Consider the following 23,622-nt stretch of genomic DNA (forward strand, 5'->3'; position numbering starts at 1 on the left):
CCGCGGTGCTGGCTGCCTGGCGCGATTCCCCGACCCGGCTGCGCGAGGACGCCGCTACCGAGGCGGACCTGGTGCGCGCCGGTTACCGCGATCGCCTGCTGACGGAGTTGGCGCAGAACGCGGCGGACGCGGCGGTGAAAGCGGGGGCGCCGGGCCGGATCGCCGTACGGTGCACGGGCCGGACCCTCTCGATCGCCAATACCGGCGCGCCGCTGGATATCGCCGGAGTGCACGCGCTGACGGCCCTGCGGGCATCGGGGAAATCGGGGAGCGGCGGGGAGACCGGGCGATTCGGTGTCGGTTTCGCCGCGGTGCTGACGGTTTCCGACGAACTGGAATTCCGCTCCACCAGTGGATCGCTGCGCTTCTCCCGGGAGTCGACCCGTGAGGCATTGCGCGCGTCCGGCATTTCGGCGCCGGGTGATGGGGACGTGCCGGCGCCGCCGGTGCTGCGCCTCGCGTGGCCGGTGGCCGCCGACCCGGCCGTCGGCGCGGAGACCGAGATCGTCCTGTCGCTGCGTGCCGGGATCGACCCGGTCGCATTGCTGGAGTCCATGCGGGCCGAGGCAGCGGACCTGCTGCTGGAGTTGCCGGCGCTGCGCGAGATCCGGATCGGCGAGGAGGTGGTGCGCGCCGAGACCCGCGATGCGCCGTTCGCCGGAGTGCGCGAGTTGCGGATCGGCGGTTCCGGGTCCGAACGGGTGTGGTGGGAGTTCCGGACCGCGCGGGCGCGCTGGCTACTGCCGTTACGCGACGGGGTCCCGGTGCCCGCCGCGCCCGACGTGCTGCGGGCACCGACCCGTTCGGACGAAGAGTTGTCCCTGCCCGCGGTACTCATCGCCGATATCCCGATGCAACCCGACCGGCGGCGCGTGCTGCCGGGCAATCATTCGGCCGAACTCGCCGCCGGGTACGCCGATTTCGCCCGCGCGCTGCCCCGGCGGCACCGGCTCGTGCTGGTCCCGGCTCCGGGATTCGCGCGCAGCGAGACCGACGGGCTCTTACGCGAGGCGATCCTGCGTGAGCTGCGGACCGGTAGCTGGCTACCGGTGGTCGCCGCGCCCGCGGATGCCGGACTCGACGAGGCCCCCCGGAACGGCGACGCGGACGACCGGGTGGCCGTACCCGCGCGGGCGAGCGTATTTCCCGATCTCACCCCCGAACTGGCCGAGTTGCTGGGTGGTGTGCTCGATCCACTGGTGGTCCCGGAACTGTCCGGCGCCCGCTACGCCGAGGCACTCGCGGCGCTGCAGGTGCACCGGCTCGGTCCGGCGCGGCTGGCGGAGCTGTCCGCCGGACTGGAACGGCCGCCCGCCTGGTGGTTCGCTCTCTACTCCGCGCTGGAACCGTTCGTCACCGACCCGCTGACAGTGGAGGAACTCGGCGCCCTGGCGGTGCCGCTCGCCGACGGACGGACGGTGACGGGACCGCGGACGGTGGTGCTGGACGACGAACTCACGGCGTTGCCCGCGGCGGTTCCGGTGCACTGGGCGCGGCTGGTGCATCCGGACGCGTCGCATCCGCTGCTGGCGCGTCTCGGTGCGCAGCGGGCGCGGATCGCGGATCTGCTGTCGGATCCCGCCCTACAGGCGGAATTGACCGAGCACCCCGACGATCCGGAGACCATCGAGGCGGTGCTCCGCTTGGCCGCGGCGGCCGATCCGGCCGAGTTGCCGGACTGGCTCGGCATGCTCGAACTTCCCGACAGTTCCGGTGGTGTGCGTCCGGCCGACGAACTACTGCTCCCCGATGCGCCCTTGATCGAAATTCTGGTCCCGGACTCGCCGTTCGGGGTCGTCGCGCGGGAGACGGTCGCCGAGTACGGTGCCGACGCGCTGCGGGCGATCGGTGTGGGATGGGATTTCGGGGTGGTCGCCGAAACCGACCCCACCGGTCCCGACCATCACCTCGACGACGAGGAGACCTGGTGGTCCGGGCTCGCCGAAGATCCCGCGGAACTGGTCGCCGTGCGTGATCTGGATCTGGTGGATGACGCGGCGTGGCCGGAGGCGCTGTGGCGGTTGCTCACCGCCGAACGGACCCGGCCGCTGCTCGGTGACCGGGACGGGTATACGGCGTGGTGGTTGCGCCACTATGCCCGGATCGACAGCATCGCGTTGGGTGGCTATCGGCATCCGGCGGATACCGAATTCGCCGGACTACTGCCGGAACTGCCGATCACCGGCCTGTCCGCGGCCGACCTCGACGCACTGCGCGGCTGCCTGGCCGACCCCGCGACCTTGGATCGCGATCTCGTCGAAGCGCTGCTGGCGGCGCTGGCCGACAGCGAGAAGACCCCCGCGCCCGAGGTGGTCGCGCTGGTCCATGCCCGGCTCGGCGCCGCGGTGCCGCGGCTGGAGCTCGGCACGCTCGACCCGCCCGATCGCGTCCGGGCCCTGTCCGGAGCGGTGATCGATGCCGGCGACGCCCTGGTGCTGGACCGGCCGTGGTTCGGTCTCGCGGTGCCCGCGGACCGGCTCGTGGCCGCCGATCCGGCGACCGCCGCCGACCTGGCGCTGCTGCTGGATCTGCCGTTGGTCTCCGAACAGGTCGACGCGGAGGTCGTCGGCCGGGGACACGAAACCGATTGGGCACGCGAGCCGCTGGGTGTGGTGCTGCGCCGGCTGTTCGATCTACCCGCGCAGAACGGGCCCCTGATCCTGCACGACGAACTGTGTATCCGGCTGACGGGCGCGGTTGATCGGACGGTCACCGTGCCGTGGTGGCGGGACGGTTCGGCCACCCATGTGCAGCGTCCGGGCCGGCCCGCCTGAACAGGCTATTCCGCGTGCCCCGCCAGCGCCGCGGCGAGCAGATCGAGTTGAGTGCGTACGCTGTCGCTGTCGTTGTCGACCAGCCAGCGCAGGACGAGGCCGTCGATCACGCTGAGCGTGAAACGCGAGAGCTGGGCCACCGGAACGGTCCAGGTACTCCCCGTGGCATCGCGGGCGTGGTCGAGGATATCGGCGACGGTGGAATCGTTGAAGGCGTACTGTTCCCGGGCGATCGCCAGTTTCGCGGGGGTCTGTTCGCCCTCACGCAGGGCGTAGGTGGTGGTCTCGTAGGTGAGCAGCTGACGTTCGGGGGTGGCTTCGATATTGAGCCACATGAGTTCCAGACCCGCGCGCAGCAGATCGCGTAGCGCCGTAATACCACTGCCCGCTTCCTGCCAGACCGATTCGCCTGCGTCCACCGAATCGCGCAGTTCCATCGACAGCGCCTTGACCAGCTCGGTCATCAGCGCGTCTTTGTTCTCGAAGCAGTAGTGCACCACGCCTAGCGAGACACCCGCCGCCTGAGCGACATCGCGGGTGGTCACCCCCGCGACCCCCTTCTTCTCGGCAAGGCCGATCGCGGCCTCGATAAGGTGGGCCCGTCGTTCTTCGACGCTCAATCGAGAGGACACCTGAGCGAGTTTGGCCCGAGAGGCCCGAACAGTCAATTCCCGGCGAGCAGCATCGGATCACCGGGGTCCCGCTCGACTTCCGGCTGCCGCCTGGTCGATATCGCCGCCGCCGCCGGAAAGCGCGGCGCTTCGGCGTCATAACCCGGTCTGTGCTCCCTTGTCACCGCGCCGGGCACCGCGGCGCTGTATCGCGAAGATGATGTACCCGAGCAGTCCGACCGCCAAACCCATCAGGCATACCGGGCGAGCCGATTCCCACCGGGGCCCGCTGAGCCAGACCACCGCGGTCGCGACGGCGAACAGCGCGCACCCGAGGGCGAGGACCGGCCGGGGGTCGGTCAGCCAGGTGGGGAGCTGCGGGAGCTGCGGGGCCATTCGGTCAGCGTAACCGCTGTACGCACGCCGATCCGACGTGTGTCACGTATGGTTCACTTTGTGACTACCCACTCGGATGTGCGGGCGCTGGCCAGCGACCTCTCGCTGGCGGTGGTGCGCTTGACGCGGCATCTACGGGGGCGGCGGACGGAATCGCAGATATCGCTGACCCAGCTTTCGGTCCTGGCCACCCTCGGGAACGAGGGCGCGATGACGCCCGGGGCGCTGGCGGCCAAGGAACGGGTCCAGCCTCCCTCGATGACCCGGGTGATCGCCTCGCTCACCGATCTCGGTCTGGTGGAGCGCAACCCGCATCCGACCGACGGCCGGCAGATCATCGTCTCGCTCTCCACTGCCGGTCACTCGCTGCTCGCCGATGAACGCAGCGCCCGGGAGGCCTGGATGAGCGACCAACTCGCGGGTCTGGAACCCGATCAGCTCGAAGACCTGCAACGGGCGGTCACGATCATGAACCAGATCGTCGCCGATTCGGAGTGAACCGGTAGCGGCGTCCTACCGGGGCCCCTGAATCCGCCCGGGTCGGAGATCATCCGCGGCACCGTGCACCGTGGCCTCAGCGCGCCGCGAACGGCCGGTCACTGTCGACGATTTCGCGGCCCAGCGGGAAGAGGGCGAGCGGGATCAGTTTGAGATTCGCCCAGGCGAACGGGATTCCGATGATGGTGCAGGCCAGGGCGATGCTGGTACCCAGATGGCCCAGGGCCAGCCACCAGCCGGCCACCACGAACCAGATGATATTGCCCAGCAGCGCCCCCGCGCCGGCGCCCGGCTTCTCGACCGTGGTGCGGCCGAACGGCCACAGCATGTAGACGCCGTTGCGCAGCGCGGCGACCCCGAACGGGATCGTGATGATGAGCACGAAGCAGATCAGGGCGGCCAGGAAATAGCCCAGCGCCATCCAGAACCCCGCGAGCACGAGCCACAGGATATTGAGCAGGAGCTGGATCGGCTTCATATCTCGAGCATGCCCTAAAGCGGCGCCGAGCGCACCCGCCACCGAACGCCGGTGGTGGGGGTTGGCAGGATGGGCGCCGTGGCCGTGGTTCTCGAGGTGAACAGTGTGGACGATCCGCGGGTGGACGATTTCCGCGACCTGAAGGCCGCCGACCGCAGACCCGATCGGCCCGGCGGGAAAGGTCTGGTCATCGCGGAGGGAACCGTGGTGGTCCGGCGGATGCTGGATTCGCCCTTCCGGCCACACGCGCTGCTCGGCGTGGACAAGCGGTGGCAGGAACTCGCGCCCGAACTCGCGGCGGTGGATGTGCCGTTCTACCGGGCCTCCGCGGAAGTGATGGCCGAGGTGGTCGGGTTCCATCTGAACAGGGGTGTGCTGGCGGTGGCGCACCGCCCGCCCGAACGCGATTTCGACGAGATCATCGCCGCTGCCACCACAGTGGCGGTGCTCGAAGGCGTGAACGACCACGAGAACCTGGGGTCGATGTTCCGTAATGCGGCCGGCCTCGGAGTAGACGCGATCCTGTTCGGCGATCGCTGCGCGGATCCGCTGTACCGTCGGTCCGTGCGGGTTTCCATGGGTCATGCGCTGCGGGTGCCGTTCGCCCGGGTACCGGAGTGGCCGGACGGGCTCGACCGGCTGCGGCGGCGAGGGTTCCAGGTGGCGGCCCTGACCCCGGACCCGGCGGCTCCGACGCTGGCCACCGCGCTCACCGGCGACCGGGTGGCGCTGCTGCTGGGCGCCGAGGGCCCCGGCCTGACCGAGGAGGCCATGGCCGCGGCGGATGTGCGGGCGCGGATACCGATGTCGGCGGGGACCGATTCGCTCAATGTGGCGACCGCGGCGGCGATGGCGTTCTACGAGCGGGTGCGGGCGTCGTGAACCCGGTGCTCGGAGGCTCCGGGGCCGGCCGGCGGCCTGATGAACCCACCCCGTGGGCGGCGGGTATCACGGTCGCGGTGCTGGTGGCCGCGCTGACCGCCGTCGGGGTCTTCGCCTTCGGGGCGGCGCTGGCCCGGGTGCACCCCGTGCTGTCGCTGGCGGTGAATCTGGTCGCGGTCGGTGGGGTGGCGCCCACCGTGTGGCGCTGGCGGGCGCGCCCGGTGACCCGCTGGGTGCTGGCCGGCGCGAGTAGCGGGGTGGCGCTGGCCTGGATCGGCCTGCTGTTCTCCGTGTGACCGGGACCGGTCTACTGATCGGCGCCCACGGTGGCTTCGTGCCCGCGCAGCCAGGACAGCAGGCCCTTTCGTTCGTGCGTGACCCGATTTTTCGGCTGCGGTGGTTCCGGCTCGTCGGGGCGATCGCCGCGGGGCCGCAACCGGAAACCACACACTCGGATGTCCTTGGGATCCACCGGGCGGGCGGCGTCGGCGTCGGCCGCGGTCTCCCTATCCGCGCTGGCCGTGGGGAAGTACCGGAAACCCAGCCATTCGTGATTGGCGGTATCGGCGAAACCGGGGGGATCGAACGGTAGGACCAGCGGATCGGGTAGCTCCCCGAGCCGCCACGCGATGGGATGTTCGCCCGCCCAGTGCGGTCGCTCCCAGATATGGGGCAGACCGTGGTCCTGCAGAATGTTGAGCCGGGTGGAACTGAACGCCCGGCGCAGTTCGCCACGCTCCCAGTGCGCGAACGCGCCCCAGCCGTATTCGAGGTCGAACGACACCAGATAGGTGTGCTCTTCGGCGAGCGGCCGCACCAGCAGCTCCGGGATGGCGGTCGGCTGCACCCGGGCGGCGTAGGAACTGCACAGCAGAGTGAGTCCGGGATAGCTGCCGATATAGACCTCGTCGGCTTCCGGGCCGTCGAGGTCGCCCAGGGGGACCGATTCGGTGGGCTCTACGTCCAGATCGGGATGCAGTTGCCGGGCCAGCGCGTACGCCGCGTCCGGATCGGGGTCGGGATCGGCGCGTAGCACCGCCGGCGGGTCGGGGGTATCGACGTACCACACGGACGAAACCTTGGACAGCATCGGTCCACCTCCGATAGCGCACGAAACCAGGTCGCGAACTCCTCGGCGCAACTGCTGTCGTCGTCCGGGCTGGCCCCGGAATCATCGGACCGCGTCGCCGTATACACCGAACTTACTCGCGCAAACGGATGATCCGGGCGGTTGCGCGGGGTAACACGCCGGTCCGTAGCCGGTCAGTGACCCGAACTGCGGACGCCGAGCAGTACGTCCTCCCAGGACGGCATGGGTGCCTTGCCGCGCTTGGTCCGGGGCGCCGGCTTCGTGGCTTTGGCGGAGGGTTTCTCGGCCGCCGGTTTCGCCTCGGCCGGTGCGGGATCCGGTGCTTCGGCGGCAGGTTCCTCGGCGGGGGCCTCGGGCATATCGGCTTCCGCGGGCGCGGTCTCTCCCACGGCCGGCGCGGCGGTTTCCGCCGTGGCCGTCCCGGCTTCCGGGGCGGGAGCCGGTTCGGCGGCGACCGGCGCGGGCTGCGGCGCCGCCACGGGGGCGGGCGCGGCCGCCAACGGAGCCGGTTCGGGCACGACGGCAGCCGGTGCCGGCTCGGGCTCCGGCGCAACGAGTTCGGGGGCGGCGGTTTCGACCGGAGTGGTCGGCGATTCGGCCGCCGGGGCGGGTGCCGCGGGCGGTGCGGGCGCGGGCCGCGGCACCGCGGGGCGCGCCGGTTCGGCGGGGACCGGATACGTTTCGGCCGGGGGCCGGTAGGTATCCGCGGGGGGACAGTAGGTTTCGGCGGGAGCACTCGCCGCCGGGGTGCCGGCGGGCAGCGCCGTGCCGCCGGGGCGGGGGCCACCGGGGGAGAGCGGGGTCGCGGCGGCGGGCAGCGGTGTCGTACCGCCGGCGGCCACGGCGCGCTGCTCGTAGTAGTCGTCGACGGCGGCTCGGGCGGGTTCACGCCGTGGCTCCGCCATCGCTTCGGCCGCGGCCGCCGGCTCGGCATCGACCGGCAGGATCGAGGCGAGACCACGCAGCGCGCGACCGAAATCCGGGTCGATCAGATCGGTGGCCGGATCGTCGAGTGGGGAAACGCTGCCACCGTGCGCATCCGGCTGATAGCGCCAGTGCGCGGCGATCTCCGAACGGCCGTTCTGCCACTGCAACTGGGCGACCCAGAAGCCCTTCTCGTCCTTCCAGGCATCCCATTCGGCATTGTCGAGGGTATGTCCGCGCGCGGTGAAAGCGGCTGTCACCACATCGATCAGGATCTCCACGGCCGGGCCGTCGGGTCGGATCGGATGCGCCTTCTGTGCGAGCTCGGCCGCGCGGGCCCGCTCCAACAGCACCGGGTAGGCGAACCGCTCCACCCGGCTCACCGGCATACCGGATTCCTGTGTCACCTGCTCGACCGACGCGCCGGCACGGATTCGAGCCTGGATATCGCGAGGACGCATAGTAGCTTCCATTTCGATCTCGATCTGGCCGAATCGGGCAAGGTCGCCGCGGGCGGCGGCACGAAGTTTGTCGTCGGCGGGAAGCCGGAATTTCTGACCACTTTCGGTGTCGACGCACACGATATGGGCGGAGTCGGGCGTCACCCCGATCACTCGAAGTTCACGCACCGTAACCTCCTTATCGCGTCGCTCGCGATACCGCCCACGTTCTGGAACAGTAGTGCACTTCTGGGATTCGTGTGGCAAGACACGCGGCATCGAAATGTACCCTGTGGCCGTCATCTACCGCTAATCTGCTCTATTCCCTTGTGTATCAACTCGATTCCCCAAGACGTCGGCGGGCCCGCCGCGCGACACGCGCGACGGGCCCGAACCCGCAGGTGATCTCGTCTCAGCCGAGATTTTCCACGACCCAGTCGATGCAGCGGGTCAGCTGCCCGACATCCTCGGGGTCGATCGCCGGGAACATCCCGACGCGCAATTGGTTGCGGCCCAATTTGCGGTACGGCTCGGTGTCGACGATGCCGTTGGCCCGCAGCGTCTTGGCCACCGCGGCGGCGTCCACCGAGTCCGCGAAATCGATGGTGCCCACCACCTGGGATCGGTGCGCCGGATCGGTGACGAATGGAGTGGCGAATTCACTGGCCTCGGCCCATGTGTACAGCCGCGACGAAGAATCCAGGGTGCGTTTCACCGCCCAGTCCAGGCCGCCGTTGCGATTGAGCCAATCGATCTGGTCGGCGAACAGCAGCAGGGTCGCCAGGGCCGGGGTGTTGTAGGTCTGGTCCTTGAGGCTGTTCTCGATAGCGATCGGCAGCGAGAGGAAATCCGGAGTCCAGCGCCCCGATTCCTTGATTTCGGCCACCCGCGCCAGCGCGGCCGGGCTCATGAGCGCGATCCACAGTCCACCGTCGGCGGCGAAACATTTCTGCGGGGCGAAGTAGTAGACGTCGGCGTCGGCGATGTTCACCGGCAGACCGCCCGCGCCGGAGGTGGCGTCGATGGCGACGAGCGCGTTCTCCGAACCCGCCGGTCGCTGCACCGGCACGGAGACACCGGTGGAGGTCTCGTTATGCGCCCAGCCGATCAGGTCGGCGGCGGGATCGGCGACCGGCTGCGGCGCGCTGCCCGGATCGGCGGAGACGACGATCGGGTCGCCGAGGAAGGGGTTCTTCTTGGTGACACTGGCGAACTTGGCGCTGAACTCGCCGTAGGTGAGATGCAGGGAACGCTCGCGGACCAGGCCGAACGCGGCGGCATCCCAGAACGCGGTGGTGCCGCCGTTACCGAGGATGACCTCGTAGCCCTCCGGGAGGGAGAACAGGTCCCGTAATCCGGAGCGGACCCGGGCCACCACATCTTTGACCGGTTTCTGCCGGTGGCTGGTGCCGAATACCGAAGCACCCACCTCCACCAGGGACTGCAGCTGCTCCGGGCGAACCTTGGACGGCCCGCAGCCGAAACGACCGTCGGCGGGCTTGAGGTCTTCGGGGATGGTCGGGAACGCACTGGTCATGGCGAACAGCGTAGCCGCGCCGTTGCTGTGCCGCGTACCACACTCCGGCTAACGTGAACGGGTATGAGCATGCGGTCGTCAAGGGGCGCTGCCGGGGGTGGAGCCGGTGACAGCCGGGCGCGCGGCCGGAGTGAGCTCCCGGGTTCACCCGGGCCGCTCATCCGGTTGCGCGACCTGCTCCCACGCCGCTTCCGGCGTCGCGGCGAAGCCCCCACCGGCCCCGATCGCCGGGATCTGCTGGCCACCGGAAGGGCGGGTTCGGCGACCGTGCTGGCGACCCGCACCCGCCGGACCGAACCCGGCTACACCTTCCGGGTCCGTGTGCGGCTGCCCGGATTGCCGCCGTACGAGGCCCAGGTACGCCAGCGGGTATCCGGCGCCGAACTGGACCGGATGCGACCGGGCGACCTGGTGTGCTGCCGGGTCGACCCCGAGGACCGCGACCGCATGGTGCTGTATCTCCCCGGTGATACCGACCCCGGCCGGGCCGGCCTGACCAAGATCCTCGCCGACGGTCGCCGCGCCGAGGCCACGGTCTTGGCGGTGACCGCGGTGGATGCCGACTACTGCGGCTGCGACGACCCGGTCCTGCGCCTGGACCTCGAATTACGCGCCTGGGACGAACCCGGGCCCTGGCGCGTCCGGGTGGTCCAGTCGGTTCCCCTGGCCGCCATCGGCCTCCTGGACCTCGGCGCCAAACTGGAAGCGGCCTTCTTCGCGGTCGACGCGGGGGAATCGGTCGCCATCGACTGGGAGGCGGAACCCGAACGGAGGTAACGGCCCGGGCGGCCTACACCGTGTGGACCTCGCCCCATCCCGCGACGTCGTGCGGTTTCCGCGGGCCCGGGCCGGTGTAGATCGCGGCCGGGCGGACCAGCTTGCCCAGCTTCTTCTGCTCCATGATGTGTGCGCACCAGCCGGCGGTCCGGCCACAGGTGAACATGGCGGGCATCATATGCGCCGGGACCTCGGCGAAGTCGAGGATGACCGCGGCCCAGAATTCGACATTCGTTTCGATGGCGCGGTCGGGCCGGCGTTCGCGGAGTTCGGCCAGGGCCGCCTGTTCGAGGGCGGCGGCCACTTCGTAGCGCGGCGCGGCCAGGCGGGCGGCGGTATCGCGCAGGACCCGGGCGCGTGGATCCTGGGCCCGGTAGACCCGGTGACCGAAGCCCATCAGCTTCTCCTTGCGGTCCAGGATCCCTTTGACCAGCGCGCGGGCATCGCCCGTGTTTTCCACCTCTTCGATCATGGGCAGGACCCGGGCGGGGGCGCCGCCGTGCAGCGGCCCGGACATGGCGCCGATGGCTCCGGAGAGCGAGGCGGCCACATCGGCGCCGGTGGAGGCGATGACCCGGGCGGTGAAGGTGGAGGCGTTCATGCCGTGTTCGGCCGCCGAGACCCAGTAGGCGTCGATGGCTTCGGTATGACGTGGGTCGGGGTCGCCCTTCCAGCGGGTCATGAAGCGGTCGGTGACCGTGGTGCATTCATCGATGCGGCGCTGCGGTACCGCGGGCTGGTAGATACCGCGGGCCGATTGCGCCACATAGGACAGCGCCATGACCGAGGCGCGGGCCAGGTTCTCCCGGGCGGTGGCGTCGTCGATATCCAGCAGCGGCCGATAGCCCCAGATGGGCGCGAGCATCGCCAGGCCGGCCTGTACGTCGACGCGTACGTCACCGGTGTGTACCGGCAGCGGGAACGGTTCGGCCGGTGGGAGGCCGTGCCCGAATTCGCCGTCGACCAGCAGAGCCCAGACATCTCCGAAGGTGACCCGGTTGCCGACCAGGTCCTCGATATCCACGCCGCGGTAGCGCAGCGCGCCCCCGTCCTTGTCCGGTTCGGCGATCTCGGTGGTGAACGCGACCACCCCCTCCAGGCCGCTGACGAAATCGTCCGGCACCCCACCGGACCCCGATACCGCGGAATTGGTGGTCATACGCGACTCTCCTCTCAACAGAACTCTAGCGCCGAGCTACCCGGGAGTAACGTCTGGCCCATGGCCGATGTGGAGGAGACGGGTGCCGATCTCGGCGCGATGCGCGCCGAATACGGTGCGGCCCATTCCGGTTCGCGTAACTCGGAACTGTTGCTGGGTGTGCACGACACGGAATTGGACGAACTGTCGGTGGCCGGCGGCTGGGAGCCGCTTCTGCGGTTGTGGATAGAACAGGCGACCGTCGCCGGGATCGCCGAGCCCAATGCCATGGTGCTCGGGACGCTCACCGGGTCGGGGGCCGATGCCCGGCCGGTGACGCGCACGGTGCTCTGCAAGGGCCTGTCACCGGAGGGCGTCACCTTCTATACGAACTACGATTCCGCCAAGGGCGCCCAGCTCGCGGCGACGCCGTACGCCTCGGCGACTTTCCTGTGGCCGCAACTGGCCCGGCAGGCCCATGTCCGCGGCCGGGTGGACCGGGTTCCCGCCGAGGTGACCGAACGGTACTGGCGGTCGCGGCCGCGGGAATCCCAGCTCGGCGCGTGGGCCTCGCATCAGTCCGAACCCATCGGTTCTCGCGCGGAGCTCGATGAACAGCTGGCACGGACCGCACGGCGTTTCGCCGCGGTCGCGGAGGTACCCGTACCGCCGCGCTGGGGCGGTTATCTGCTGAATCCCGACGAGGTGGAGTTCTGGCAGGGTCAGCGCGGGCGATTGCACAACCGGATCGTGGTCCGGATCGACGACGCCGGTATGTCGGTGCGGCGGCTCCAACCGTGACGGCGCGAACCGGCCGGTTATTCGGTCGCACGGCCGTGTTCAGGCCCGTTACGCCCCCTCCGGTGATGTTTCGCACGGTTTCATCGACAGACTTGTGGGTACGTTCTGTGGGCGGTGGCGAACGGCAGTTTCCGTGGATGTGGCACGGGCGCTGTCCACAACCGGCCGAGATCGGTTATCAGGGGTATTTTCCCCGGTCACAGCCATACCGACCGGCAGGTGAACCGCTGAATCCCACGCCCGTGCGGGCCGATTGTGAGATCGGCGCGCGGGTACCCTCCCCGCCGGTCCCACCAGAGCAAGGACTAGCGTCTACCGATAACGCACCGTGTGCCGACCGCATGCGATGCCGACGGTCTTGAGCCTGAGAGGGAACCTTCCGTGCCGGAGAATCACATAAATGACGCCAAACCGGTTCTCACCTACCCCGGTGGCGAATACCCGATGACGATCGCCGAGGCTTCCGAAGGAAACGACGGTATCGACCTCGGCAAGCTGCTGGCGAGTACGGGATATACAACCTATGACCCGGGTTTCGTCAACACCGCGTCGACCAAATCGGCCATCACCTACATCGATGGTGAACAGGGCATTCTGCGCTACCGCGGTTACCCGATCGAGCAGCTCGCGGACAATTCGACTTTCATCGAGGTCAGCTATCTGCTGATCTACGGCGAACTACCCACCCAGGATCAGCTCGAGGATTTCACCGACAAGATCCGCCGGCACACCCTGCTGCACGAAGATCTGAAGCGCTTCTTCGACGGCTTCCCCCGTAACGCGCACCCGATGCCCGTCCTCTCCTCGGCGGTCAACGCGCTCTCGGCCTACTACCAGGACTCGCTGGACCCCCGCGATCCCGAACAGGTCGAACTGTCCACCATTCGGCTGCTGGCCAAACTGCCCACCATCGCCGCGTACTCGTACAAGAAGTCGGTGGGCCAGCCGTTCCTCTACCCCGACAACTCGCTGTCGCTGGTGGAGAACTTTCTGCGGATGACCTTCGGTTTCCCGGCCGAGCCCTACCAGGTCGACCCGGAGATCGCCGCCGCCCTGGACATGCTGCTCATCCTGCACGCCGACCACGAGCAGAACTGTTCGACCTCCACGGTCCGGCTGGTCGGTTCCTCCGACGCCAACCTGTTCACCTCCGTATCCGGCGGTATCAACGCGCTGTGGGGTCCGCTGCACGGCGGCGCCAACCAGGCGGTGCTGGAAATGCTGGACGGTATCCTCGCCGCCGGTGGTGACGTCAAGGAATTCATCCGCAAGGTCAAGGACAAGGAAGACGGTGTGAAGCTGATGGGCTTCGGGCACCGGGTCTACCGCAACTACGACCCGCGCGCCACGATCGCCAAGAAGCACGCCGACACCATCCTGAGCAAGCTCGGCAGCGATCCGCTGTTCGATATCGCCCAGGCCCTCGAAGAGGCCGCGCTGACCGACGATTACTTCGTCGAGCGCAAGCTCTACCCGAACGTCGATTTCTACACCGGCGTCATCTACAAGGCCATGGGCTTCCCGACCCGCATGTTCACCGTGCTGTTCGCCATGGGCCGGCTTCCGGGCTGGATCGCGCACTGGCGGGAAATGCACAGCGAAGCCATCAAGATCGGCCGTCCGCGGCAGATCTACACCGGCTATGGTGCACGGGACTACACCGAAATCACCAACCGCTGAAGCGATTGAATCGAAGGGGATTCAAGGTATGAGCAAACCGGAGATCGAATTTCAGGCGGGCCCCCCGCCCACCGAACTGGTCATCAAGGACATCACCGTCGGCGAAGGCCCGGAAGCCGTTCCCGGCGGCACCGTCGAAGTGCACTACGTCGGCGTGGAATTCGATACCGGCGAGGAATTCGATTCGTCGTGGAACCGCGGCGAATCGATCACCTTCCCGCTGCGTGGTCTGATCCAGGGCTGGCAGGACGGAATTCCGGGCATGAAGGTCGGCGGTCGCCGTCAACTCACCATCCCGCCGGAACTGGCCTACGGCCGGGCCGGTGGGGGTCATCATCTGTCCGGAAAGACCCTGGTCTTCGTGATCGACCTGCTGGACGCCAAGTAGGTCCGTACGCGGGGGATATCCTCGGCAATACTTCTCGGCCCCGGAGCTGCGGCTCCGGGGCCGAGTGCGGTTTCCGCCGCCGGGTATTCGGCGCCGCGTCAGGCCGGCCTCGGGACCACACGGTTCGGCAGGACGAGTACCAACCGGACCCCGCCCAGGGTGCCGTCGTCGAAAAAGGCTTGCCCACCGTGCAGCTGGGCCTGCTGGGCGACCAGGGCCAGCCCCAGACCGGATCCGCCCTTGCTGGCCCGGCTGCCACGGGCGAAGCGGGCGAAAACGGTTTCGCGTTCCTCGGGCGCCAGCCCCTGCCCGTTGTCGTCGATCGAGATGACGATGGTGTCGTCATCGGCGCGATGGGCCGACAGCAGGGCCTCGGTGGCGCCGCCGTGCCGGACGGAGTTCTTCACCGCGTTGTCCACCGCGAGACGTAGGCCCGCGGGCAGGCCGCGGGTGACGAGTTCGGCGTCGGTGTCTATCCGGACGGTCAACCCGGGGTAGTGGCGCATGGCGTCGTGGGCGGCCTGATCCAGCAGCTCCGCGATATCGGTATCGATATGGTCGCGCTCGGAGGTCAGATCGCCCGAGGCGAGGCGTTCCAGCGCGGCCAGCGTGGTCTCCACCCGCCCCTGGCTGCGCTGCAGATCGGCGAGGATCTCGACGCGCTGGGATTCGTCCAGATCGAGGGTCGCCAGCACCTCCAGGTCGGTGCGCATCGCGGTCAGCGGGGTACGTAGTTCGTGAGCCGAGACCGCGGCGAAATCCCGGGCGGTCTCCAGCGCGGCGGCCGTTTCGGCCTGCGCTTGGTCCACCCGGCGCAGCATGGTGTTCACCGCGTCGGCCAGCTGTTCGGCCTCCAGCACGCCGGAACTGTCGACGGGTTCGGGCGTAGCGTCGCCGTACCCGGTGCGGGCCCCGACCTGCCGGGTGAGCACCACGATCGGCCGGACCGCGCGCCCGCCGAACAACCAGCCGAGACCGGCCGCGGCCGCGATCGCGAGCAGACCTCCCAAAAGCACCCAGCGCTGCTGTTCGGCGGTCATCTCGGCCGCCTCCGCCGCGGGAATGGCCAGCGAGACCGAGCGGCCGGCCGGCTGATTCTCGGTGGTGGTCAATACCCGGTAAGGGGTGTCGTGCACAGTGACCGTCTTCGCGCCCGGCTCGAGATCCGGCAACTCGACGGAACTGGAGGCGAGGACCCGGCCCTCGTCGCGGACGGTCAACGCCATATCGCGGTCGGGACCCAGCAGGTTCACCACCCCCACGGCGACCATCGGCTCGATCAGCACCAGCCGCGAGGCGATCCGCAGTTGCTGATCGGTCTGCTGCAGGTTGTTGTGCTCGATGGCGGGAACCGCGATCGCGCTCACCACCGCTACGATGAGCACCGCCCCGGCCGCCGCCGCCCCGGCGACCCGGGTACGCAGCGAATACGATCGGTGGCGTCTTCGGCCGGAAGCGCGGCCGATCACTTGGTCTCTCGCAGCACGAACCCGACGCCGCGAATGGTGTGCAGCAGCCGGGCGGTGCCGTCGGCCTCCAGTTTGCGGCGGAGATAGCCGACGAATACGTCCACCACATTCGTATCGGCCGCGAAATCGTAGCCCCACACCAGTTCCAGCAACCGTTCCCGGCTCAGCACCACACCAGCGTTACGCGCCAGGGTCGACAGCAGTTCGAATTCACGTTTGGTCAGCTCGATCTCCTGGCCGTTCAGCATCGCTCGATAGCCCGCCGTATCCACCTGCAGCGGGCCGACCGAGACGATATCCGGAGTTCCGGGAGCGGCGGTGGTGGTATCGGTGCGCCGCAGCAGCGCCTTGATCCGCGCCACCAGCTCCGCCAGGACGAAGGGTTTGACCAGATAGTCGTCGGCGCCCGATTCCAGGCCCGCGATCCGGTCACCGACCGAACTGCGCGCGCTCAGCACACAGATCGGCACCTCGTTCCCCATTGCCCGCAGGGCCGTCACCACCCCCGCCCCGTCCAACACGGGCATGTTCATATCGAGGACGACGGCGTCCGGCGCCACCTCGGACACCGCACGCAGCGCGGCCGCCCCGTCCCGGGCGATACTCACCCGGAACCCGGACAATCTCAGACCCCGCTCCACCGACGCGAGAACATCCTCGTCGTCGTCGACAACGAGCACCGCCGGATTGCTGATCCGCTCCGTCACAACGTCCATTGTGCTGGATGAATTCGTTGCCGGCGGTGTCGCGACACCGCCGGCAACGAACTCGTCTCAGTAGTTGTGGCAGGTGTCGGCTACGCCCTGGAGGGTGGTGCGGAGTTGTTCGGTCCGGGGGTCGTTCTCGGCCTGCTGGGCCGTTTCGGGGTTCTCGTCGATGTACTGCTGCAGTTCCGCGCGGCGCTGTTCGACCGGCTGGTCGAACTTGCTCTGCAGTTGTGCCTTCAGATCGGGGTTGTTGTCGAGCATCGACGCCAGTTCCGGAGCCTGGTCGTGGAGCGCGGCGTCGATCTGGGTGAAGGAGCAGTCGCTGGTGATCAGCGGTTCGGCGAAATCCGTCGGGGCCGCGGAGGCGACCGCGGGGCTCAGGAACGCGGTAACCGCGGCGGCGGCGCCCAGGGTGAGGGTGATCGGGCCGAATGCGCCGCGAAGCCGGGTTGTCGTGTGTGCCATGGGGTTACTGCCTCCTAGCGTGTCGTGTCGAGCCGGGGCTCGTGGACTGACTCAGACCGTATTGTGTCGTCATGGCCGGCCTCTGAGAGCTTCTTAAGAGGAGTTTGAGTTTTGTGCGGGTCGCACCATCCGCGCGAGTTCGTCCAGGACACCGGGATCTTCGATGGTGGAGGGTATTTCGTAGTTTTCGCCCGCTGTCATCTGGCGGATCGTTTTGCGCAGGATCTTGCCGGAGCGGGTTTTCGGCAGGGCGGGTACCACGATGGCGTCATACAGGCCGGCGACCGGCCCTATCTGTTTGCGGACGCGTTCGCTCAATTCGTCGCGCAACGTTTCGGGGTCGATGACGGCGTCGGCTTTGAGGACGACATAAGCGATGGGGCGTTGTCCTTTGAGTTCGTCGGGCAGCCCGATCACCGCGCATTCGGCGACGGCGTCGTGTCCGGCGACCGCCGCTTCGATACTGCCCGCAGAAAGGCGGTGCCCGGCCATATTGATCACATCGTCACTGCGGCCGAGGACGAACAGGTAGCCGTCTTCGTCGAAATAGCCGGAATCACCGGTGAGGAAATGCCCGGGATATGCCGAAAGGTAGGACCGCTGGTAGCGCTCGTTGTCGTGCCACAGGCCGATGAGCGCGCCCGGGGGGAGCGGCAGGCCGATGACGATATTGCCTTCGGCGCCCGCGGCCACGGGGTTGCCGGAGGAGTCCAACACCCGCAGCCGGTAGCCGGGCACCGGTACCGAGGCCGAGCCCGGTTTGATCGGCAGCCGCTGCAGCCCGAGCGGATTGGCGCAGATGGGCCAACCGGTTTCGGTCTGCCACCAGTGGTCGACCACTGGGCAGTCCGCGCGGTCGGCGAGCAGTGTGTCCGCGGCCCACCGATAGGTCGCCGGATCGAGCCGTTCACCCGCGCAGAACAGAGAACGTAGCGAGCCGAGGTCGTATTCGCGGGCGAAGGCGGCGGTGGGGTCGGCGCGGCGGATGGCCCGCAGGGCGGTCGGTGCGGTGAACAGCGTATGCACCCGGTGTTCGGCCACCACCCGCCAGAAGGCGCCGGCATCCGGGGTGCCCACCGGTTTGCCCTCGTAGAGCAGCGTGGTGGCGCCGGCCAGCAGCGGCGCGTAGACGATGTAGGAGTGGCCGACCACCCAGCCCACATCGGAGGCGGCCCACATGACCTGCCCCGGGCCGACATTATAGATATTGCGCATAGACCAGGTCAGGGCCACGGCGTGGCCACCGTTGTCGCGGACCACGCCCTTCGGCCTGCCGGTGGTTCCGGAGGTGTACAGCACGTACAGCGGGTCGGTCGCCGCGACGGAAACCGGCGCGGCGGGGTCGGCATCGCGGACCACGGCGTCCCAGTCCAGCCACCGCACGGCTCCGTCGAGGACCGGATTGCCGTCGTGATTATGTGCCGGGAATTCCGCGCGCTGTTTAACCAGTACGGTCCGCGGCGCGGTGGTGCCGGCCAGTTCGAGGGCCTCGTCGACAATGGGCGGATAGGCGATGGCCCGGTTCGGTTCCAGCCCCCCTGACGCTGTCACGATCAGGACAGGTTCAGCATCGTCGAGCCGGGCGGCGAGTTCGGGGGCGGCGAATCCACCGAACACCACCGAATGCACGGCTCCGATCCGGGCACAGGCCAGCATCGCGACCACGGCCTCGGGAATCATCGGCAGGTAGATCACGACCCGGTCACCGGCGGTCACTCCGAGATCACGCATGGCGCCGGCGAATTTCGCGACTTCGTCGCGGAGTTCGCCATAGCTGTAAACACGGGTCCGGCCGGTCATCGCCGAGTCGTAGATCAGTGCCGCCTGGTCGGCCCGCCCGGCGTCGATATGCCGGTCGAGCGCGTTGTAGCAGGTATTGAGCCGAGCGCCGGGAAACCACCGCGAAGTGCGGCGATCGGCGTCGAGTGCCTGTTCAGGGGGAACATCCCAATCGACAGCCGAGGCGGCGCGGGTCCAGAACTCGGCGGGATCGACCAGGCTGGTCTGATAGACCGGTCGATACTCGTTCCTCGCGTGCACCCGTGCTCCCTAGCCTCGCAGCAATCCTCGCCTCGATAGATCAGCACGATTGTGGCAGACTTCACGCGACCCCCCGTCGGGTGTCGCGACCATGGCTTATGCCTGTAACCGGCTGGTCAATGTGCGTGAACCCGGGCTGAGTACACCAAGAAGTTATTGATCCGTTAGAATCTGATGACACAAATTCGGTCCGTCGTAGACGCAATTTCTCGGCCAGCCGCGACCCACGGGCAGCTCCACCCGTCGAGCCACTATGCGAGTGTGGAGTTCCGCTGATGGAGCATGGCTGGGGCCAGGTTGGAAAGTGAGTGGGAATGCGTGACGCCGCTAGGTCCGGCACGAAGCGCTGGGCGCTGAGTAACTGGGACCTTCGCTGGAAGGTTACGGCCGTGCTGGCTGTACCGTTGGCGGTCGCGGTCGGACTCGGCGTCTCCAGGATTTCGGCGGAATGGAGCAACGCGAACCGGCTGGGTTCGGCCTCCGAGAACGTCAGTATCGTTCCGTCCGTTATCGATCTCAGTACTGCCACGTCCGCCACGGCGGGCTCTCAGGTGATCGCCATCGCGCCGGGCCGGTCGATGGTCACCGAGGACAACCTCACCGCTCTGGACCAGGCGATCGCCGCGGCCGAATCCGCGCTCGTCGAACTCGACGATCTACCGGCCGCGAATCAGGCGCTCACGGAGATGATCGATCAGGCGAAGGGAGTGCGCGCCGGCGGTATGGCCCCGTCGAATCTGCCTCCGGACGAAGCGGTGCAGGTCCTCGACAAAGCGCGTAACGCCGGAGTCCGGGCCGTCGAGGCCATTCTCGGGGAGATCGGTGACGCTTCGATCGACCCGGCGAAACTCCGGCTCGTCGACGCGCTGAACCTGCGGTCCACCATGGTCGGTGAGATCACGGCCGCGGCGGAACTGCTGCGCAACCAGGAATCCGGCGAGCAGGCCTACCGCACCGCGACCAACACCGAACGCGCGCTGCTGAATATCCTGAGTCAGCGTTACAGCGCCGAGAACACCGATATCGCGATCCTGCGTCAAGGAATCGACAACCGGGCCGGGATGCTCGAAACTCCCGAGGCGCAGGCCGGCCGGCTTCCACTGGGCGAGGCCCGCCAGTCGTTGCTGGACAGCACCGGGACGACGGACAAACTGATCGCCGAGGCCACAGCCTCGATCGACGACGGGGTGCGGAAGATGGCCGACAAGGCCCTCTCCGACGCGGTCATCTACTCGATCGTGGTGCTGTTGACGATCCTGGCGGCCCTGCTGCTCGCGGTGTTCGTGGCCCGGTCGATGATCGTGCCGCTGCACCGGCTGCGTCTGGCCGCCCTGCGGGTCGCCGAAAGCGATCTGCCCGACGAGGTCGCCCAGCTCCGTACCGGTGCCTCGCCGGAGGAAGTACCCCTCGAACCGATGCCTATCCGGTCCGAGGAGGAGATCGGTCAGCTCGCGCGCGCGATCGACGATATCCACGGTCAGGCATTGCGCCTGGCCAGTGATCAGGCGCAGATGCGTTCCCAGGTCAACGATATGTTCGAAACCCTGGCGCGCCGCAGCAAATCGCTCGTCGACCACCAGCTCAGCCTCATCGAGGCGATGGAGTACGACGAGAAGGACCCGCGCCTGCTGGAGAACCTCTTCCGGCTCGACCATCTGGCCGCGCGTATGCGCCGTAACGGCGACAACCTGCTGATTCTCGCCGGCACCAAACAGCGCCGCGCCAAATCCGCGCCCGTCGAGATCGCCGACGTGCTGCGCGCCGCCATCTCCGAGGTCGAGGACTACGAGCGGGTCAAGCTCGGCGCCACCCCGCGCGGTGCGCTGATCGAACCGGCCGCCTCCGATATGGCGCACCTGTTCGCCGAACTCCTGGACAACGCCCTGCGCGCGTCGCCACCGGAGACGGATGTGAAGTTCACCTTCGCGCAGGCGCACGACCAGGGCCTGCTCATCGAGGTCGCCGACCGCGGTATCGGTATGCCGCCGAGCGAGATGGCCGAGATCAACCGCCGGCTCGAGAGCACCGCCGAACCCGGGCCGGATACCGCCCGCCACATGGGTCTGTTCGTCGTGGGCCGGCTTGCCGACCGGCACGGCCTCAATGTGCGGCTGCGGCCGACCTTCGATACCGCGCGTGATCCGGGCGTCACCGTCACGGTGCACGTCCCGATGAGCCTCATCGTCGCCGGAGAGACCCAGATCCTGCCACTGGCGACCGGTTCCGGGCCGCAGGCCGTCGTCGCGAACGACGCCGTGAAGAAGAAGCCGGAACAGTCCCCCGACGAGGCCGCCGCGGCCGCGCTGCGCAACGCGCCGGGCGCACCGTCGATGCAGACTCGTGGCATCAGCCGTACGGCCGCCGGGAACATGATGGTGACCGTCGACCCAGGTATGAGCGGGCCGCTGCCGGCCGTCGAACGGCCCAAGCCGCCGGAGCGTCCGGCCGCTCCCGCGCCGCTCGGCTCGGGCGGGCTGCCGCAGCGGCAGCCGGGCAACGCGATGGCCGGTGGTACACGCGAGGGCGAGGGCACCACCAGTCTCCGGGAGGCCAGCGCCGGCAGCACCGCCCAGCGCGGCAAACTCGCCGCGGCCAGCCTGCCCAAACGTAATCTGGGGCCGAGCGGCGGCGGCGCCACACCGACTCTGCCGCCGCGTACCCCGGGCGAATCGACCGCGGGCGGTCCGCCGCCGCGGGAGACCAAGACCGGCCCCGGCGGGCTGCCGCAGCGGCAGCCCGGCACCGCCGGCGCACCGCAGTCGGGTGGTCCGGCCGGAATGGGCGGGTTGCCGCAGCGCCAGCCCGGCGCGAACGGAGCGCCCGGTAGCCACCGGGACGCCGCGCCCGCTCGCCCGGCCGACGAGCGTCCCACCGAGGCCGCCTCGGAAGCCGCCGCGCCGCCGCGTCCGGCCGGATCGTTGCCCACACGTCAGCCGGGCCATCAGCGCCCGGGCGGTCTGCCGCAGCGGGATCCGGGTACCAACGGTGCCCCGGCCCGCGAGAACGGGGCTTCCGGGCTGCCGCAGCGCGGAGGGCCGGCTGCCGGCGGTCCGGCCCGGAGGGAACCGGAACCGCGTCCCGCCGCCGAATCCGCATCGGACGGACTGCCCACCCGGCGCGACCCCGGAGCCAACGGTCTGCCGCAGCGGGGTACCGCCAATGGTCTGCCGCAGCGCGATGCCGCGTCGGGTCTGCCGCAGCGGGATACCGCCAATGGTCTGCCGCAGCGCGACGCCGCGTCGGGCCTGCCGCAGCGCGATACCGCCAACGGCCAGCCGCACCGGGATACCTCCGGCGAGTTGCCGGCCCAGCGTGGCCCGGCGGCGGCCGGTGGGTTGCCGGCCCGGGAGAGCTCCGGCGAACTGCCGACGCAGCGCCCGGGCGCGCTGCCGCCGCGACGGGAAGCACCGGGCAACGGGCTTCCCCAGCGGCCGGCCGCCGGTGGCGGTCTGCCGCAGCGCGGAGCGCCGGGCGACAGCGGCCACACGGCCCGGGAGCGCTCGAACACGCTGCCGCAGCGGGAGACCGCGGCACCGAGGCGGCAGGCCCCGTCCGCCGAGCCGGGCGCGCTGCCGCGCCGGGAACCAGGCGGGTACACCGCCGAGCGGTTCGACAACCCGCCGGGTGTCGCGCTGCCGCGGGCAACCGAGCCCACCGAGGGCCCGGCGTCCGCGCGGGAACCCGGACGGCACAGTTACAAGTCCAATCCCGCGAAAACGGCGTCCTTCTTCCAGACCCGGCTGCAGCCGGCCGAGGAGACGGACAGCGTGCTGGGCGGGACGCCCATCTTCGCGGAGATGATGTCGGCATGGCTGTCGGATTCGGACGCCGATCGTTCCCAGGCCGTCGCGTCCTTCGACTCCCCGGGTGACGAGGGCTGGACGGCGGCCCGGCGGGCCAGCGAAGCCGAGCCCGAGACCCGCACCGCGGCCGGTCTGCCGCAGCGTAATCCGGGTGTCCGGTTGGTACCCGGCGCTGTCAGCGGCGCCCAGGAACGGACGCCGAGTCGCAATCCCGAGACGATCCGGTCTAGTTTGAGTCGGCACCAGCAAGGTGTTCGGGATGGCCGCGCAATGAGAGCAATGAACCTAACCGGAGACAAAGGAGACCGATGAACCCCGAACTAGGTGGTACGAACCGTCAGTTGGATTGGCTGGTTTCGAACTTCGCAGGCGAGGTTCCTGGCGTAGCCCATGCCGTTCTTGTCTCGGCCGACGGCCTGTTGATGGCGGCGAGCGCCCAACTACCGGTCGACCGGGCCGAGCAGCTCTCGGCGGTCACGGCCGGCCTGGCGAGTCTCTCGGTGGGTGTGTCCAATCTGTTCGAAGGCGGCACGGTTCTGCAGTCCGTTGTCGAAATGGAGCACGGCTACCTGCTGCTGATGGCGGTGGGCGACGGGTCCTATCTCGCGGTCCTGACCAATACGTCCTGCGATATCGGACAGGTCGGCTACGAGATGGCTTTGTTGGTCGAACGCGTAGGCCAGACAGTTCAGGCCACCCCACGCGTCACGATGGGTTCCTGATG

At 68.9% G+C, this 23,622-nt stretch carries 21 protein-coding genes; 10 read left to right on the top strand and 11 right to left on the bottom strand.

Translation table 11 applies throughout. The features are described 5' to 3' along the window. Positions 1–5 precede the first annotated feature (5 nt). Positions 6–2,774: a sacsin N-terminal ATP-binding-like domain-containing protein gene (locus NGR01S_RS07875; protein WP_157107177.1), complete on the top strand. Its 2,769-nt coding sequence runs from the start codon at positions 6–8 to the stop codon at positions 2,772–2,774. Positions 2,775–2,779: 5 nt separating this feature from the next. Here the strand turns inward: NGR01S_RS07875 and NGR01S_RS07880 are convergent, their stop codons facing one another. Together NGR01S_RS07880 and NGR01S_RS07885 are read right to left on the bottom strand one after the other, a co-directional pair. After that, the gene (locus tag NGR01S_RS07880; protein ID WP_063035513.1) at positions 2,780–3,406 is read right to left on the bottom strand and encodes a TetR/AcrR family transcriptional regulator; all 627 of its coding nucleotides are present in this window, start codon (positions 3,404–3,406) and stop codon (positions 2,780–2,782) included. A gap of 135 nt (positions 3,407–3,541) precedes the next feature. Next, positions 3,542–3,781, bottom strand: a complete 240-nt coding sequence (locus NGR01S_RS07885; protein ID WP_063035514.1) for a DUF2530 domain-containing protein — start codon at positions 3,779–3,781, stop codon at positions 3,542–3,544. A 48-nt stretch (positions 3,782–3,829) separates the two neighbouring features. Between NGR01S_RS07885 and NGR01S_RS07890 the strand changes: the two genes are divergently transcribed. Then, the gene (locus tag NGR01S_RS07890; RefSeq protein WP_063035515.1) at positions 3,830–4,279 is read left to right on the top strand and encodes a MarR family winged helix-turn-helix transcriptional regulator; all 450 of its coding nucleotides are present in this window, start codon (positions 3,830–3,832) and stop codon (positions 4,277–4,279) included. A 76-nt stretch (positions 4,280–4,355) separates the two neighbouring features. Here the strand turns inward: NGR01S_RS07890 and NGR01S_RS07895 are convergent, their stop codons facing one another. Then, complete coding sequence (locus NGR01S_RS07895; RefSeq protein ID WP_030522800.1) at positions 4,356–4,757, bottom strand: YccF domain-containing protein; 402 nt, start codon at positions 4,755–4,757, stop codon at positions 4,356–4,358. A gap of 78 nt (positions 4,758–4,835) precedes the next feature. Between NGR01S_RS07895 and NGR01S_RS07900 the strand changes: the two genes are divergently transcribed. Further along, positions 4,836–5,639 carry a TrmH family RNA methyltransferase gene (locus NGR01S_RS07900; protein WP_157107162.1) on the top strand — a complete coding sequence of 268 codons (804 nt, stop codon included), beginning with the start codon at positions 4,836–4,838 and terminating at the stop codon, positions 5,637–5,639. After that, positions 5,636–5,935: a DUF2537 domain-containing protein gene (locus NGR01S_RS07905; protein WP_245664479.1), complete on the top strand. Its 300-nt coding sequence runs from the start codon at positions 5,636–5,638 to the stop codon at positions 5,933–5,935. The genes NGR01S_RS07900 and NGR01S_RS07905 overlap by 4 nt, the downstream gene beginning before the upstream one ends. An 11-nt stretch (positions 5,936–5,946) precedes the next feature. On the opposite strand, the gene NGR01S_RS07910 is transcribed toward NGR01S_RS07905, so the two are convergent. The 3 genes from NGR01S_RS07910 to serC all read right to left on the bottom strand — a co-directional run bounded on the left by NGR01S_RS07910 (position 5,947) and on the right by serC (position 9,630). Next, complete coding sequence (locus NGR01S_RS07910; protein ID WP_063035517.1) at positions 5,947–6,729, bottom strand: DUF6928 family protein; 783 nt, start codon at positions 6,727–6,729, stop codon at positions 5,947–5,949. 173 nt (positions 6,730–6,902) lie between these two features. Continuing rightward, entirely contained in the window at positions 6,903–8,282 is a 1,380-nt protein-coding gene (sepH, locus tag NGR01S_RS32350) for a septation protein SepH (RefSeq protein WP_084480472.1), read from the bottom strand. Between the two features lie 223 nt (positions 8,283–8,505). Further along, complete coding sequence (serC, locus tag NGR01S_RS07920) at positions 8,506–9,630, bottom strand: phosphoserine transaminase (protein ID WP_063035519.1); 1,125 nt, start codon at positions 9,628–9,630, stop codon at positions 8,506–8,508. A 63-nt stretch (positions 9,631–9,693) separates the two neighbouring features. Between serC and NGR01S_RS07925 the strand changes: the two genes are divergently transcribed. After that, a complete protein-coding gene (locus NGR01S_RS07925; RefSeq protein ID WP_245664480.1) occupies positions 9,694–10,407 on the top strand; it encodes a hypothetical protein in 714 nt (237 codons plus the stop codon). Between the two features lie 13 nt (positions 10,408–10,420). Here NGR01S_RS07925 and NGR01S_RS07930 read toward each other — a convergent pair whose 3' ends face one another. Then, a complete protein-coding gene (locus tag NGR01S_RS07930; protein ID WP_063035520.1) occupies positions 10,421–11,566 on the bottom strand; it encodes a citrate synthase 2 in 1,146 nt (381 codons plus the stop codon). Between the two features lie 60 nt (positions 11,567–11,626). Between NGR01S_RS07930 and pdxH the strand changes: the two genes are divergently transcribed. The 3 genes from pdxH to NGR01S_RS07945 all read left to right on the top strand — a co-directional run bounded on the left by pdxH (position 11,627) and on the right by NGR01S_RS07945 (position 14,414). Continuing rightward, positions 11,627–12,346: a pyridoxamine 5'-phosphate oxidase gene (gene pdxH / locus NGR01S_RS07935; protein WP_063035521.1), complete on the top strand. Its 720-nt coding sequence runs from the start codon at positions 11,627–11,629 to the stop codon at positions 12,344–12,346. 381 nt (positions 12,347–12,727) lie between these two features. Beyond that, the gene (locus tag NGR01S_RS07940) at positions 12,728–14,026 is read left to right on the top strand and encodes a citrate synthase (RefSeq protein ID WP_084480474.1); all 1,299 of its coding nucleotides are present in this window, start codon (positions 12,728–12,730) and stop codon (positions 14,024–14,026) included. A gap of 28 nt (positions 14,027–14,054) precedes the next feature. Then, positions 14,055–14,414 carry an FKBP-type peptidyl-prolyl cis-trans isomerase gene (locus NGR01S_RS07945; RefSeq protein ID WP_030522790.1) on the top strand — a complete coding sequence of 120 codons (360 nt, stop codon included), beginning with the start codon at positions 14,055–14,057 and terminating at the stop codon, positions 14,412–14,414. 98 nt (positions 14,415–14,512) lie between these two features. Here the strand turns inward: NGR01S_RS07945 and NGR01S_RS07950 are convergent, their stop codons facing one another. The 4 genes from NGR01S_RS07950 to NGR01S_RS07965 form a co-directional block, all read right to left on the bottom strand. After that, a complete protein-coding gene (locus NGR01S_RS07950; RefSeq protein WP_084480535.1) occupies positions 14,513–15,880 on the bottom strand; it encodes a sensor histidine kinase in 1,368 nt (455 codons plus the stop codon). Continuing rightward, positions 15,880–16,599 carry a response regulator transcription factor gene (locus tag NGR01S_RS07955; RefSeq protein ID WP_063035522.1) on the bottom strand — a complete coding sequence of 240 codons (720 nt, stop codon included), beginning with the start codon at positions 16,597–16,599 and terminating at the stop codon, positions 15,880–15,882. Before NGR01S_RS07955 ends, NGR01S_RS07950 begins: the two co-directional genes overlap by 1 nt. Positions 16,600–16,656: 57 nt before the next feature. Continuing rightward, positions 16,657–17,055, bottom strand: coding sequence for a hemophore-related protein (locus NGR01S_RS07960; RefSeq protein WP_063035523.1), 399 nt, complete (start codon positions 17,053–17,055; stop codon positions 16,657–16,659). Positions 17,056–17,148: 93 nt separating this feature from the next. Continuing rightward, a complete protein-coding gene (locus tag NGR01S_RS07965) occupies positions 17,149–19,095 on the bottom strand; it encodes an AMP-binding protein (RefSeq protein WP_063035524.1) in 1,947 nt (648 codons plus the stop codon). 389 nt (positions 19,096–19,484) lie between these two features. On the opposite strand from NGR01S_RS07965, the gene NGR01S_RS07970 reads away from it, so the two are divergent. Next, positions 19,485–23,210, top strand: coding sequence for a sensor histidine kinase (locus NGR01S_RS07970; protein ID WP_245664481.1), 3,726 nt, complete (start codon positions 19,485–19,487; stop codon positions 23,208–23,210). After that, positions 23,207–23,620 (top strand): roadblock/LC7 domain-containing protein, encoded by a 414-nt coding sequence (locus tag NGR01S_RS07975; protein WP_030522784.1) that lies wholly within the window; start codon positions 23,207–23,209, stop codon positions 23,618–23,620. The genes NGR01S_RS07970 and NGR01S_RS07975 overlap by 4 nt, the downstream gene beginning before the upstream one ends. The last annotated feature ends 2 nt before the right edge of the window (positions 23,621–23,622 follow it).

The organism is Nocardia grenadensis NBRC 108939, from assembly GCF_001613445.1.
GTDB lineage: Bacteria > Actinomycetota > Actinomycetes > Mycobacteriales > Mycobacteriaceae > Nocardia > Nocardia grenadensis.